11 protein-coding genes are annotated in these 14,430 nt (G+C 49.7%); 2 read left to right on the plus strand and 9 right to left on the minus strand.

Features of this window, described 5'->3' with window-relative positions:
- Position 1: 1 nt before the first annotated feature.
- A complete protein-coding gene (leuC, locus tag AAC007_RS03415) occupies positions 2-1,423 on the minus strand; it encodes a 3-isopropylmalate dehydratase large subunit (RefSeq protein WP_339674611.1) in 1,422 nt (473 codons plus the stop codon).
- 181 nt (positions 1,424-1,604) lie between these two features.
- Here leuC and AAC007_RS03420 point away from each other — a divergent pair, with 181 nt between their 5' ends.
- Positions 1,605-2,501 (plus strand): LysR family transcriptional regulator, encoded by an 897-nt coding sequence (locus AAC007_RS03420; RefSeq protein WP_219041614.1) that lies wholly within the window; start codon positions 1,605-1,607, stop codon positions 2,499-2,501.
- Here the strand turns inward: AAC007_RS03420 and AAC007_RS03425 are convergent.
- The 5 genes from AAC007_RS03425 to AAC007_RS03445 form a co-directional block, all read right to left on the minus strand.
- Positions 2,498-3,109, minus strand: a complete 612-nt coding sequence (locus AAC007_RS03425; RefSeq protein ID WP_339674613.1) for a nucleotidyltransferase family protein — start codon at positions 3,107-3,109, stop codon at positions 2,498-2,500. The genes AAC007_RS03420 and AAC007_RS03425 overlap by 4 nt on opposite strands.
- The gene (locus AAC007_RS03430) at positions 3,102-4,073 is read right to left on the minus strand and encodes an XdhC family protein (RefSeq protein ID WP_296435297.1); all 972 of its coding nucleotides are present in this window, start codon (positions 4,071-4,073) and stop codon (positions 3,102-3,104) included. The genes AAC007_RS03425 and AAC007_RS03430 overlap by 8 nt, the downstream gene beginning before the upstream one ends.
- Positions 4,074-4,157: 84 nt before the next feature.
- The gene (locus AAC007_RS03435; RefSeq protein ID WP_339674614.1) at positions 4,158-6,647 is read right to left on the minus strand and encodes a TonB-dependent receptor; all 2,490 of its coding nucleotides are present in this window, start codon (positions 6,645-6,647) and stop codon (positions 4,158-4,160) included.
- Positions 6,648-6,919: 272 nt separating this feature from the next.
- A complete protein-coding gene (locus tag AAC007_RS03440) occupies positions 6,920-9,334 on the minus strand; it encodes a TonB-dependent receptor (protein ID WP_296435299.1) in 2,415 nt (804 codons plus the stop codon).
- A 234-nt stretch (positions 9,335-9,568) separates the two neighbouring features.
- The gene (locus AAC007_RS03445; protein WP_295871870.1) at positions 9,569-10,042 is read right to left on the minus strand and encodes an NAD(P)H-dependent oxidoreductase; all 474 of its coding nucleotides are present in this window, start codon (positions 10,040-10,042) and stop codon (positions 9,569-9,571) included.
- Between the two features lie 135 nt (positions 10,043-10,177).
- Here AAC007_RS03445 and AAC007_RS03450 point away from each other — a divergent pair, with 135 nt between their 5' ends.
- Positions 10,178-10,618, plus strand: coding sequence for a VOC family protein (locus tag AAC007_RS03450; RefSeq protein WP_295871867.1), 441 nt, complete (start codon positions 10,178-10,180; stop codon positions 10,616-10,618).
- A 12-nt stretch (positions 10,619-10,630) separates the two neighbouring features.
- Here AAC007_RS03450 and AAC007_RS03455 read toward each other — a convergent pair whose 3' ends face one another.
- Genes AAC007_RS03455 through zipA form a run of 3 tightly spaced genes read right to left on the minus strand, consistent with a single transcriptional unit; the run spans position 10,631 to position 14,325 of the window.
- Positions 10,631-11,236 carry a transglycosylase SLT domain-containing protein gene (locus tag AAC007_RS03455; RefSeq protein ID WP_295871865.1) on the minus strand — a complete coding sequence of 202 codons (606 nt, stop codon included), beginning with the start codon at positions 11,234-11,236 and terminating at the stop codon, positions 10,631-10,633.
- Positions 11,233-13,260: an NAD-dependent DNA ligase LigA gene (gene ligA, locus AAC007_RS03460; protein WP_339674615.1), complete on the minus strand. Its 2,028-nt coding sequence runs from the start codon at positions 13,258-13,260 to the stop codon at positions 11,233-11,235. The genes AAC007_RS03455 and ligA overlap by 4 nt, the downstream gene beginning before the upstream one ends.
- 30 nt (positions 13,261-13,290) lie before the next feature.
- Positions 13,291-14,325 carry a cell division protein ZipA gene (zipA, locus tag AAC007_RS03465; RefSeq protein WP_295871859.1) on the minus strand — a complete coding sequence of 345 codons (1,035 nt, stop codon included), beginning with the start codon at positions 14,323-14,325 and terminating at the stop codon, positions 13,291-13,293.
- Between the last annotated feature and the right edge of the window lie 105 nt (positions 14,326-14,430).

Raw genomic sequence — 14,430 nt, forward strand, 5'->3', positions numbered from 1 at the left:
CTTAGATCCAATCCCGCACATCGACAAAATGGCCCGCAATCGCCGCTGCGGCAGCCATCGCCGGACTCACCAAATGGGTGCGCCCGCCAAAGCCCTGACGACCTTCAAAATTGCGGTTAGATGTTGACGCGCAGTGCTCACCGGCACCAAGCTTATCGGCGTTCATTGCCAAACACATTGAGCAGCCAGGTTCACGCCACAGCAAACCCGCGTCCAAAAATATTTTGTCTAATCCTTCCGCTTCAGCCTGCTTTTTAACCAAACCAGACCCAGGCACAACCATGGCTTCTTTCACATTGGCCGCCACCGTTTTACCGCGAACTACAGCAGCCGCTTCGCGCAGGTCTTCAATACGCGAATTTGTGCAAGAACCGATAAATACCCGATCGAGCTTAATATCGGTAATCGCCTGGCCTGCGGTCAGCCCCATATATTGCAAGGCGCGCTCGCAGCCGCTGCGCTGTGCGGGATCAGTGTAATCATTGGGGCTAGGCACAATACCACTCACCGGCAATACCATTTCAGGACTTGTACCCCACGTGACTTGCGGCAAAATATCTGCGCCGTTAAGTACTACGGTTTTATCAAATACCGCGTCGTCATCGCTATGCAGAGTATTCCAGTATTCCAGCGCAAGCTGCCACTCGTTGTCATTCGGCGCGAACGGGCGACCTTTAACGTAGTCGATAGTGACGTCATCAACCGCCACCATACCAACCCGGGCACCCCCTTCGATGGCCATATTACAAATGGTCATCCGTCCTTCCATCGACAGCTTGCGAATAACCTCACCACCAAATTCAATGGCGTAACCCGTGCCACCCGCAGTGCCGATTTTGCCGATAATGGCCAGCACCACGTCCTTTGCCGTAACACCAGCACCGAGTTCGCCATCCACTCGCACCAGCATGTTTTTACTTTTCTTTTGTATCAAACACTGCGTAGCAAGCACATGCTCCACTTCAGAAGTGCCAATACCGTGCGCCAAAGCACCTAAGGCGCCGTGGGTTGCAGTATGGGAATCGCCACACACCACCGTCATACCGGGCAGCGTTGCGCCCTGCTCAGGGCCAACCACGTGCACAATACCTTGGCGCACATCATTGATTGAAAATTCGGTGATACCAAACTCATCGCAGTTTTCATCTAAGGTGCGCACTTGTATCCGCGACACTTCGTCTGCAATGGCCTCTACGCCGCCGCTACGCTCAACGAGCTCAGTCGGCACATTGTGATCAGGCGTCGCGATATTCGCGCCGATGCGCCATGGTTTACGGCCAGCTAAACGAAGACCTTCAAAAGCCTGCGGCGAAGTTACTTCATGCACCAAATGACGGTCGATATAAAGCAACGCCGTGCCATCATCGCGCTCCTTTACCAGATGCGCATTCCACAGTTTGTCGTAAAGCGTTTGTCCAGCCATAATCCCTGCCCCATTTCATCGCACGCTTTGTGAATTAAGCGTATTTACCCAGTCTGCGATAGCAAAACTACCCGTGTAGTCAGTTATCAGAACCGCAATACTACGCAGCACAATCAAATAACACAAATTCATATTTTTCATTATTTGCATTCCAATATGGAATGATAATATCCTAACACCCATGGATACCGACTCTTTAAAAGCCTTTCTTGCCGTTGCCGAGCAGCAGTCATTTTCACTTGCCGCAGAACAGCTTTACATCACCCAACCCGCGGTGAGTAAACGCATCGCCGCACTCGAATCTCAGCTGAACTGCAAATTATTTGACCGCATTGGCCGCAAGGTGCACCTGACCGAAGCCGGCCAAGCACTGCTTCCGCAAAGCCGGCGGATATTACAAGACATAAAAGAAGCCGTTCGCAGTATTCATGATCTGCGCGGCCAAGTTAGCGGCCGCTTGTCGATGGGAATAAGCCATCATATTGGCCTGCACCGCCTACCGCCTATACTGCGAAAATACAGTCAGCTCTACCCGGCGGTGAAGCTCGATATCGACTTTATGGATTCGGAGCAGGCGCATCAGCTTATTTTGCACGGCGAAATGGATTTAGCGGTCATCACACTGTCACCTACCGGTGAGCAGCAATTGCAATCAATGCCGGTGTGGGAAGATCCACTCGCGGTTACCGTCGCGCATAACCACCCCTTAGCACAGCACAGCAGCGTTAATGCCGAAATGCTTAGTCAGCACACAGCCCTTCCACCTGGTCTAAATACCTACACCGGGCAAATCATCAAGGATTTGTTTGATCAGCGTGGACTCAATATGAATATCGGTATGTCGACCAACTATCTTGAAACCATTAAGGTCATGGTCAGTATTGGACTAGGCTGGAGCATTTTACCCTTAACGCTTTTGGACGACAGCGTGGTTGCGCTGAACTGGGAAGGACAAACCCTGAGTAGAACACTTGGCTGCGTTCATCACCGCAACCGCAGCCTCTCCAATGCGGCAGAAGCCTTTATCGATTTATTAAGTGCCGCCAGCGACAAAAATAAGATGGGGAGTAAATCTTAACGCAGCACCGGGCGAAGCTTTAATAGCAAAGCAGACATCTGCTCTGGGGTATCCGCATCGAGACAAATGCCCTCGTCATTCAACTCAATAACATCAACAAATTCGCTCCGTGCTGAAGCAATAACACTACGTCCGCCTTCATCGCCACTCAACTTACTCAAGGCCGGCCAATATTCCCGCCCGAAAGCAATCGGATGACCACCCTTAGCATCAAAAGTAGGAATGACGATACGCTGCGCGGTCGCAGGTTCGGCAACTCGGCGCAGTGATTCTACCCGCAGCAGGGGCAAATCCGCCGGCATAATCAAAAGCGCCTCTGCTTCAGAACGCTCAGCAAAAATGCCAACAGCATCGGCAATACTCGCCCCCATCCCGACACCGGCATTCGGCGCAAAAACGCAGGGCGCATCTATCCTCGCCGACACATCATCCGCTGGATCAAGCACCACATACACATCCAATCCCGCTTTTCGCCCCCGACGCACTAGCGCGTTAATTAACTCACCGCCATGAGGCAATGCGGTAAAACGTTTGTCCTCGCTGCCAAACCGCCTACTTTTACCGGCGGCTAATATCAGTAACGGTAACGCTAGGATTTGCTCAGCCACCGCGAACAACCTTCATGGACGATGACCGCAGCTGAGTTAACTGCGCCATAATTGCCAATGCAATTTCCATCGCCGACTTACTGCCAATCGCCAAACCCACTGGCGCGTACAGGCGATCAATTTGTTCGTCGCTAATATCTAATTGTTTGAGGCGTTCGCGGCGCTTCGCCGACGTCCTAACAGAGCCCAAAGCACCCACATAAAACAGCGGCTCTAGCAGCGCTTGCATCAACGCCATATCATCGATTCTGGGATCGTGAGTTAAGGTAATCACAGCGGTATACGGGTCAGCAAATTCACTGACCGCCTCATCGGGCATTAAGGCACTTAACTCAGCACCGACGACAGTCCACTGCTCACGCCTATCCTCCCGGGGATCACACACAATCACGCGGTAGTCCATGGCCAAGGCAATTTCAGATATACACCGCGCCAGTTCGTTTGCGCCGATTAACAGTAAACGATATCGCGGGCCAAAATCTTGAACCAAGGTTTCGTCGACAATTGCCAGCGGCTCGGCGCTGGTCACGATTTCTAACTGCCACTGACCCGTTATTAAGTTCACCCGCCTGCGCATTGCATGCCGACCGCCAATAGCGTCACACAGATCCGTGAGCATGTTACAAAAATCGGTAGACGCAGACATAGGCTCCACTAAAACCTGCATACGACCGCCGCAAGGTAAACCAAAACGTTCATTCTCTTCAGGACTGACACCGTACTCGTATATCTCCGGCCGATCGCTAGCCAAAGCGCCACGCTGCAGTTTCTCGAGCAGCTCGTCCTCTATACAGCCGCCTGACAACGATCCAAAGACCTGCCCCTGAGCATCCATAAACAGTAAAGAGCCCAAGGGGCGCGGCGAAGCGCCAAAGGTTTTAACAACGGTGCACAACCAGCCGCTATTACCCTTCGCGAGTATGTCACGTGCTGCGCCAAGGACAATTTGTTCAATGCTCTTCACAGTGTTATTTCTCTATTAAATAAAACCAACAGGCAAAAAAAACGCCGCTTGCGCGGCGTTATTAAATTACCCTAAAGAGCAATCTTAATACCAGCGATATGTTACTTGTAGAGCCGTAGTCCTTGGTGGATCAATAAAACCATAGTGACCGATCGAGCCAAAAGTACTGTTAGATAACGGCGTGTCATTTGAATAAGAAATGGTGGTTTCATCCGTCAAATTCTTAACCAAAATCGCGGCATCCCAACCGGCAGCAACATCAGCTAAAGAGAGGCGCAAATTAGCTTTAATGTAAGCATCCTGTTCTTGGCTTGGGTCTAAGTTTTGTGAAGAGTTATAAGCGCCGGTAAACACAAAGTCGGCACCACCACGGAACTCAAGATCCTTAGACAGCATCGTGGTATAAACAAATGTCAGGTTACCTGAATAATCGGCAACATACTGGTTAGTCTTACCTTTATAGTCGCAGTAAGGGTTACCATCAACCTCATAGTCTACAGCCTGCCCTTGATAACACTGGCCATTAGCGAATTCTGTAAACTCAAAATCCAAGAAGGCTAATGCGCCGGTCATCATCAGATTCTCTGTCAACGCCATACGACCGTCTAGCTCTAAACCCATTGTGGTCGCCGCACCAGCATTACCCACATTAAAACCCAATGTTCCGTCAAAAATACTAACCTGAAGATCGTCGTACTCAGTATAGAAAGCCGCGACATTCAACTCAGCAGCACCACCTAGTAATGTGGTTTTAGCACCAAGCTCAAAGCTGGTTGCCTGCTCATCGTCATACTCAAAGCTCCCATCTATCTCAGGAGCAGCTGGACGATTTTTACCACCACCCGGTGACGAATTTGACCGAGCATCAAACCCGCCAGATTTATATCCAACACTCGCTGTGGCATACAGCATCACATCATCATTCCAGTCATGCTGAAGGTTCAGTGATGGCGCCAAATTGCCGCCGGAACGGTCACCGCTTAAATTATGACGCTCAGCGGAGAAGTTTTTTGCTACAACAGTATCAACCTCCCCGATATCACGACTTTGCCCCGTAGTAATATCAGTTAAATCAAGACTGCGCTTACCGTCCTTCTCTTCATAGGAATAACGTAAGCCCAGCGTTGCGCGGGTAAAATCGCTCACATTCCAGGTAGCCTGGATAAAGCCAGAAAGTAACTTAGTATCTGATGCAAAGTTACGCGGGGTCCCCAAATTAATTATCTCAGTACCGGCATCACCCACACCGGAAACAGGCAATCCTAATGGACCACCTATTATGTCGCCATCAAGAGGTGTCTCACCACGAGCACCGCCTTCTAGGACATCTGCACCGTTTAGCAATGTCGGCAAGATATCACTTCCAACTCTAATACTATCGAAGAAATCCAAAGAACTTTGCTGGTAAAAAGCACCCGCTATAAATTCAAAATCTTCGCCCACAGGGGATACCCAGCGAACTTCTTGACTAAACTGTGAGTACTCCTCTTCAGCAGCAACACTAAACACCTCCGCACCGGTAAAGTCACAGTCGCATAATTCAGATGTTTCATACCCCAAAATGCCGGTAATAAACGTAAAGGTATGGTCACCCCACGCGTAATCAACATTCAACGTCACATTATGAGTGTCGTTATAGCTAAAATCCCCGTTTGAAGATCGCTTATAATCTTGGCGATTATTAAGTACTGACGGATCAGAACTCACGGTACCTAGAAGACCGCCAGGTCCAACCTCATAGCTTTCTAGAATCCCCGCATATGTCTCGCCGTTAAATGTACTATCTGTCGAAGGATTATCATTAATAATTTCAATCTGACGACCATTTACATCAAACTGACCAACTTCCAACTTTAGCGCAGCGGTTAAATTTGCACTCGCATCCCATTCAAAAATGGCCCGAATAGTCTGTTCATCCCGTTCTGGCTCATCGCGGTTAAGAGTGAGGTTTTCCATATAGCCATCGGTTTGGCGCTTACGGATTGCCAAACGACCACCAATGGTATCCGTCATCGCGCCCGACAATACAAGATCCAGCACTCGCTCATTGGTTTCAACTTCATACGTACCAGAAACCATGCCTTCGAATTCCTGACTCGGACGGGCAGATATCAAGCTCAGAGCACCTGCAATGCTGTTTTTACCGAATAAAATATTCTGCGGGCCACGTAAAACCTCTACACGCGCCAAGTCGAGAAATGGTGCGCGTGACAGCTGAGCTCGACCATAGCTAACACCATCAAAATACATACCCACAGACTGTTCAAAGCCTGGGTTAATACCAGAGCCGATACCGCGAATATAAATATTGGTGCCAATACCGGTTTCAGACATTGTTAGGTTCGGCACATAAGCTTGCAGGTCTTCAACCTTGCCAATACCAGCCTCCATCATTTTTTCGCCGGACACGGCGTTAACGGAAACCGGAACATCTTGTAAACTTTCCGCCCTTATAGTGGCGGTAACAATCACCTCCTCAAGGACAGGAGCGGCAACGGAGTATGAGGAACACAGCACAATAGCCGTTGCTATTGCAGAACGATGAAAACCAAAATCAGGACGTTTCAAGGTCATGAGACCTCCAGGTGCGATAGTTTTATATTTATAGTGCTACCAATAGCCAAGGGCTACTCAGCAGCCTAATCTCAAGATAGCTTACATTTTAGATATAAGCCAAGATGTATGCAATGAAAACATAACTTATTTTGGGGATTAGTTCAACGACTTAGCTCTTTTAATCCAAATAAGAGTCTTTAATGAGGGCAACAAATACAAGTAAAAAAGAGCGCGACTCACATCGCGCTCTTTAATCTTAAGAACAAAGCCACTCCATTGTTTTCACATGATTACCAACGGTAAGCCACCTGCACCGCAACACTGCGTGGCCGCTCGATAAACGCATAATGGCCGATACTGCCAAAGCTGCTATCCGCAAGCGGTACATCATTTGAATAAGAGACCACATCCTCATCCGTCAGGTTTTTACCGATGAGTGCGACTTCCCAACCTGACTTCACATCGGCAACGGCCAAACGCATATTTACCTCAACATAGCCATCTTGCTCTTGACTAGGATCTAGGTTTTGCGACGAATTGTAATCATCGGTAAAGGTGAAATCAGTCGCTGCACGAAACTCCATTGCATCGCCAAATTCCCGAGTATAAACAAAACCAAGGTTGCCGGAATAATCCGCCACATACTGGTTCGTCATACCTTCGTAGTCACAATAGTTCACGCCATTAACTGTCGAATCTGGCGTTTGCCCTTGATAACACTGACCATTTGGGAAGTCGGTAAACTCGAAATCAAGAAAGGCCAAAGCGCCCGTCATCAAGAGGTTATCGGTCAACGCAAAGCGACCATCGAGTTCAATACCTTTGGTTTCTGCGGCACCGGCATTGCCGACGTTGAAGCCCAGGGTGCCGTCAAAAATACTGACTTGTAGATCGTCATACTTGGTAAAGAACGCGGCAATATTTAGCTCGCCTCGACCATCCATAAAGCTGGTTTTAGCACCCACTTCAAAGCTGGTTGCCTGCTCTTCGTCATATTCAAATGACCCAGATATTGACGCACCAACTGGGTTGGGAGCCGCACTTGGGGAAGCGTTTGATCGCGCATCGAAACCGCCAGACTTATGACCACGACTAGCTGTTGCGTAGGCCATTACATCGTCATTCACATCGAATTGCACATTCAAAGACGGCGCCAACTTACCGCCGCTTTGGCTGCCACTAAGGTCGTGGCGCTCCATCTTAAACAAGCTCGCCAATACGCCATCTACAGTACCAATTGGGCGCTCTGTGCCCGCGAGGTCAGCAACGGTTAAGCTCCGAGCGCCATCCTTGGTCTCATCTGAATAACGTAAACCCAAAGTCGCTCTTAAGCGATCATTAACATTCCACGTTGTTTGCCAGAAAACCGACCATAACTCGGCGTCACTCGTGAAATTCCGAGGTGTTGTCGTATTGGCAATCGCAGCGCTTGCTCCAGCAGCCTTAGCATCGGCTACAGCCGGTGAATCACCTGCAGCAATGGCCTGCGCACGCACTCGTGAAGACACCGCTGCTGGAATAATGCCGGAATCGATTACGATGCTATCGTAAAAATCTAAATTGCTTTTTTGATAGTAGACACCACCGATATGCTCTAATGTGCCACCCGCCGCAGACACCCAGCGAATTTCTTGGCTATATTGATCGTAGTCTTCTTCAAACGGTACGCTAAATACAGGCGCACCAGTGAAATCACAGTCACAAAGCTCATCAAACTCATACTGTAATAAGCCGGTGATGAAGGTCAAAGTGCTTTCACCTAGGGCATAGTCGACGTTAAGAGTAATGTTTTTAGTGCGGTTATTACTGTAATCGCCGTTCGACGAACGCTTGTAGTCTTGTTTTGTATTTAAGACTGACGAATCGGCACCGAAGCTACCCGCCAAAGCTTGCGAATAGGTTGCGCCACCTAATATAGCCGACGGCTGATCGTTTACGATTTCTACCTGCCTACCCAGCACATCGAACTTACCCAATTCAAATTTGAGCATCGCCGTGAGGTCGGGTGTTGCATCCCAGTCCAAAATTGCGCGAATTGTAGACTCGTCCCGCTGCGGCTCATCACGGTTTAAGGTCAAGTTCTCAATATACCCACCGAATTCACGTTTACGAATAGCTACGCGCGCGCCCAGCGTATCGGTTATTGGACCAGATACCATAAAATCAACAATCTTTTCATCGTGATCCGGCTCGTATAAGCCCGAAATCATACCCTCCTGCTCTTGCCCAGGCCGTGCTGAAACGAGGCTCAAAGCCCCTGCAATACTGTTTTTACCGTAGAGAATATTTTGCGGACCACGCAGAACCTCAACACGGGCCAAGTCTAAAAATGGTGCACGGGTTAATTGCGCGCGGCTATAGGAAACACCGTCGAAATACATACCGACGGACTGCTCAAAACCGGGGTTAATACCTGAGCCAATACCGCGAATATAAATATTGGTCCCTATGCCCGTCTCTGACATAGATAAGTTGGGCACATAGGCTTGCAGGTCTTCAATCTTATCAATACCTGCCTCCTGCATTTTTTCGCCAGCCATCGCGTTGACTGACACGGGAACATCTTGCAGGCTTTCGGTTCTCAGCGTAGCCGTAACCAACACCTCTTCTAGTGCCGGCGCCGCATACAAAGCCGGATTTGCACACAAGCCAACTGCCAACACCATAGGCGCGACACGACGATTTACTATGCGCTTTCTTGTCATTAAAGACTCTCCCGATAAAATTTATTTTAATTATTCGCCCCCGCGGGTCTCGCAACTAACAAGCGGCACACCATAGGGGTTGATAGTGAGTTTAGTCGGTATTTCACAGAAGTAAAATGTGGTTTACCGCTATGCTCGCACATGAATAGTGCCACAAGCGGTACGAATAGTAGATCGCTTTAGATCAAAGTGAACAATCAGAGATCACCAAACCTGCGGCAAACCAAATTCGGGCTAAAAAACGCCCATACTGAGCCCAGCCGCAAAGGCAGCGCCCAGCTCCTCAGCCTCGTTAATGTGTTCAGAATTGGGTGCCCCAGTCGTAATTAACGGTTCGCTCACGCAACGCCATGAATAGCCTTTAGCTATGCGCTGCAAGTGCCGCAAGGCGTTACTGCCATCATTGCCGGTGCAAATCAAAACACCGAAGGGGCGAACAATTTGCCGATCTATGACCGGATAGAAGGTGCGATCAAAGAAATCCTTCATACCGCCAGCAATAACACCGAAATTTTCGGGGAAGATTAGCAGCAAGCCATCACTCCATTCGATATCCCTCGTGCCCGCTTCGGCCGCTCTCAGCAGCCGCACTTCTACTTCCGATTCAGCTTCCCGTGCTGCTCGGCATGCAGCGTAAGCTAAACTTTCATTTCTGCCCGACTGGCTGTGGTATACAATCAGCAAATGTTTTTGTTTACTCTCAGACACAAATAGCCGCTCGCTGTTATCAGAAACATGAATTAAACCTTCAATCAAAACCCGCAACTACCAACATAGAAGCACAGCGCTGCCCTTATGCAAAGCGCAGCGTAAGATTTTCCCCCAAGGACTAAAGGCACGATTATGAAATATCTTCACACTATGATTCGCGTTAAAGACTTAGATGCGTCCATGCATTTTTATTGTGAGCTATTAGGACTGAAAGAAGTAAAACGCTACGACAGCGAAAAAGGCCGTTTCAGCCTGATATACCTAGCCGCACCGGATGACTATGCCAGGGCAAAAATTAGCCAAACGCCGACCATTGAACTGACCTATAACTGGGACAGCGAAAATTATGGCGGAGGTCGCAATTTTGGTCACCTGGCATTTGCCGTAGATGATATTTATGCAAGCTGCCAAAAACTTATGGATGCAGGCGTAACGATTAGCAGGCCGCCCCGTGACGGCCACATGGCTTTTGTGCGCTCTCCGGACTTAATATCCATTGAATTGTTACAGCGCGGCGACGCACTTCCGCCACAAGAACCCTGGTTGTCGATGGCAAATACCGGGGAATGGTAGTTGGCCAACTGCTTAAAAAATGCCGAAAAACCAGCCGCCGCGTTTAAGGTCTTTCTCACAGCGGCTGAGTTGAGTACCGTAGGTCGCCGCACGCGAAGACACTTTTCCAGCAACCCTTTTTAACCAGGGCTTGCCGTCAAAACTGCGTTTTTTAAAACCGCCATGGCCCTCGTGGTAAGCCATATACAAACTATAAACGTCGGTATTACTGATGCCATTTATTTTATTACTGGTATTGTTATACCAGCCTACAAAGTCGATGGCATCAGCAAAGTCATCGCGATCTGCTCCCCAGTTCCCGGATTTATCTACATACCATTTCCAGGTGCCGTCTTTGGCCTGGGCATAACCATAGGCATCTGACATCCGACCTGCGGGAATAAACCCTAACCAATACTTTTTAGGAGGCTTGGCATTGGCAACAAAGCGTGACTCCTGATACATAATGGCCATCATTATCGGGATGGGTGATTTCCATTTATCAGAGGCGTCTTTGGCATCACCGTACCAATCATCTTTCTCGCGGAAAATTGAGCAAATATCGCCAGGGTTGCGCGGCGGCGAGGTGGTACACGCTGACACCACAAGTGTGACGAGGACAACAAATAAAATTCTCATACCGCGCCACCTTCACTTGCGAAAACAGCAAGCAGCCCCTGCTCATCAAGCACCCTGACACCCAAGGCCTCTGCCTTCGCTAATTTTGAACCTGCGCTGGCACCCGCCACAACACAATCCGTTTTCGCCGACACACTGCCAGCAACTTTCGCCCCAAGTGCCTGCAATTTTTCTTTGGCCTCGCTGCGGGTCATCGATTCAAGATTACCGGTAAGCACCCAGGTTTGCCCAGCCAAAGGTTGTTCGCCGCCCTGTTTTTGCGCCGCCGGCCAATTCACGCCGCGATCGCTCAACTGGGCAACTACCTCACGGTTAAACTCCGTTGCAAAAAATGCGTGAACGTGACTGGCGACAATCGGGCCGACATCTTCTACCTCAACCAACATCTCTTCAGTCGCTGCCATCAACTCAGCTAAGCCGCCAAAATGACGCGCCAAATTAAGGGCCGTTGCCTCGCCGACTTCACGAATACCGAGCGAATACAAAAAGCGCGGTAAGGTGGTCACTTTAGATTTTTCAAGTGCGGCGATTAAATTCTCCGCTGACTTTTGCCCCATTCGCTCCAAATCGGCGATGGCTTCAACCGTTAGCAAATACAGGTCAGCAACGGTTTCAATTAATCCCGCGTCTACAAACTGCTCAACAAGCTTGTCGCCAAGGCCATCAATATCCATGGCTTTGCGGCTGGCAAAATGCTTAATTGCCTCTTTGCGCTGGGCACCGCAAACCAAACCACCACTGCAACGCAACACCGCCTCACCGGGCGCACGCTCAAGGGCACTTCCACAAACCGGGCAATGCTCGGGAGCAATGATATTAGTGGCGCCCTCAGGACGGCGATCTAAAACAACTTGAACGACCTGTGGAATAACATCTCCCGCGCGGCGAACAATGACATAGTCACCCACCATCACTCCGAGGCGTTCAATTTCGTCAAAATTATGCAAGGACGCATTGCTGACGGTCACACCACCGACAAACACCGGCTCTAATTTGGCAACTGGTGTAACTGCGCCGGTTCGACCAACCTGAAATTCAACGTCGCGGAGCAAAGTGATTTCTTCCTGCGCAGGAAATTTATGCGCAATTGCCCAGCGCGGTGCGCGGGACACAAAACCGAGCTGTCCCTGCAGCGCCAAGGAATCTACTTTAAAGACAATGCCGTCTATATCGTAAGCCAAGGCATCTCGGCGCGCTAATAGATCCTGATAGTAAGCGAGACACCCGGCAATAGAGTCGACCACTCGCAGTTCCGGGCTAACCAAAAAGCCCCACTCACGCAATCGCTGCAGGCCTTCGCTATGGGTGGCGAAAAGTGACTCGTCCTCCTGCTGGGCGATACCGTAGCAACTCATTTCCAGCGGGCGTTTGGCCGTAATTCGACTATCGAGCTGACGTAAACTGCCCGCCGCTGCATTTCTAGGATTCACAAACACTTTGCCATCGGTGTCTCGACCAAGGGCGTTTATGCGTTCAAAACCAGCGCGAGGCATGTAGATTTCACCCCGCACTTCCAATTCATCTGGCAAATCATTGCCACGCAGTCGCATGGGAATTGAGGTGATGGTTTTGACATTTTGAGTGATGTCTTCGCCCACCCTGCCATCGCCACGGGTAGCGCCGCGAATCAATACGCCGTCTACGTAGAGCAAGCTTACCGCAATGCCGTCCAATTTTGGCTCACAGGCATAACTGACGGCGACGCCCTCTTCTAAACGTGATTTGAGCCTGCGATCAAAATCCAGCAGCTCTTGTTCAGAAAACACATTATCAAGCGATAACATCGGGGTTTCATGGCGAACCTGGCTGAATGCCGGCAAAGGGGCGGCGCCAACTCGCTGCGACGGCGAGTCGGCACTTTGCCACTCGGGGTGTGCCTTCTCAATACTCAGAAGTTCGTTAAATAGTCGATCGTACTCAGCATCCGGAATTTGCGGCGCGTCGAGCACATAATATTGATAGCTATGGTGGTGGAGCTGATCGCGGAGCGCCGTTAAGCGCTCTCGCAGGGAACTGTCAGACATTCAAAACGCCGTTATTATCGTGCACCGCGATTACATCAGGGTTAGCTGACGACGCTCAAAATCCCGGATGCGTTGTTTATAATGTTCAAGGGTTTGCTTGGTCGCTACGCTGTGAGTCTGATCGCGCAGTTCTCCCTCAAGATTTTTTACTAAGCAACGCGCGGTTTCAACCATCGCTTCGTAGGCTTTGATGCTTTCTTTGGGACCCGGTAGATGCATAAAGAACACGACACCTGGGGTGGTAAATTCATCGATTTCATCAAGATTGAAATTTCCAGGCTCGACCAAATTAGCAACGCTGAATTGAATCTCGCCAGTACCATCCGTTTTTTCATAACGGTGGAAAATATTCATTTTTCCATAGCGAACATCGCAGGCCATCAAAATTTGCAGTAGGTCATTGCCTTTGAATGGCTTACCTTCAGCTGCCATGGCATTAATGACAAGCAGCTCGTGATGCTCTGTCGGCGCGCTATCGCCCTTAGTCGGAGCGCCTTTATCAGCATCCCCAGCAACGATATGTTCGGGTGCATCGTCTGCTTGCGCCCGCAACGGCTCATCATCATAGTCATCGCCGGAATGGGAAGACCAACCCGCTACGATTTCGTCTTCGTCGTCATCCTCTTCGGGAGTTTTAGAGCGATACTCGTCAGCCGGATCAGTAAACAAGATATTGTCGTCGAGCGCCTTGATTGCGTCATGACCATCATCATCGTAAGCATTGTCTGCAAAACTATCTTCGTCATAACTATCATTTTTATCGTCATCGACTTCGACGTCCTCAACGGCGTCATCGACGGCGAATTCAGGTTCGCGACGTGGCTTTGGTGCTGGCGTGTGGGCGCGCTTTACGTGCAAGCTCGGCGTTTCCCTCACCGCCACCACACGAGCTGTACCCGATGGTAATTCAGGATTAGACAGGTCGACTTCGTCCTGTCGATTTCTAGACCGTAATCGAATAGTATCCTGGCGGTCTTTGCGCATGCGCCGAAAGCCGTCAAGTAGCACCGCCGTCGCCAGCAAAGCGCCAATAATAATTAACCAATCTCTCACATTGAGATCCATTACCTAGCCCTTAAATTAGCCGCAGTGGCCGTATCCTCGAAAATTTGCTGTGGCTTTGGATAAAGTTCTGTCGCCATTGTTCCACGCGATTTAGGAAATATCCAG

The organism is uncultured Zhongshania sp. (assembly GCF_963975605.1).
GTDB classification, from domain to species: domain Bacteria; phylum Pseudomonadota; class Gammaproteobacteria; order Pseudomonadales; family Spongiibacteraceae; genus Spongiibacter; species Spongiibacter aquimaris.

Excerpts from the sequence above, each read along its gene's own strand:
- leuC (WP_339674611.1), bottom strand. The coding sequence starts at position 1,423 with ATGGCTGGACAAACGCTTTACGACAAACTGTGGAATGCGCATCTGGTA.
- AAC007_RS03420 (WP_219041614.1), top strand. The coding sequence starts at position 1,605 with ATGGATACCGACTCTTTAAAAGCCTTTCTTGCCGTTGCCGAGCAGCAG.
- AAC007_RS03435 (WP_339674614.1), bottom strand. The coding sequence starts at position 6,647 with ATGACCTTGAAACGTCCTGATTTTGGTTTTCATCGTTCTGCAATAGCA.
- AAC007_RS03440 (WP_296435299.1), bottom strand. The coding sequence starts at position 9,334 with ATGACAAGAAAGCGCATAGTAAATCGTCGTGTCGCGCCTATGGTGTTG.
- AAC007_RS03450 (WP_295871867.1), top strand. The coding sequence starts at position 10,178 with ATGAAATATCTTCACACTATGATTCGCGTTAAAGACTTAGATGCGTCC.
- AAC007_RS03455 (WP_295871865.1), bottom strand. The coding sequence starts at position 11,236 with ATGAGAATTTTATTTGTTGTCCTCGTCACACTTGTGGTGTCAGCGTGT.
- ligA (WP_339674615.1), bottom strand. The coding sequence starts at position 13,260 with ATGTCTGACAGTTCCCTGCGAGAGCGCTTAACGGCGCTCCGCGATCAG.
- zipA (WP_295871859.1), bottom strand. The coding sequence starts at position 14,325 with ATGGATCTCAATGTGAGAGATTGGTTAATTATTATTGGCGCTTTGCTG.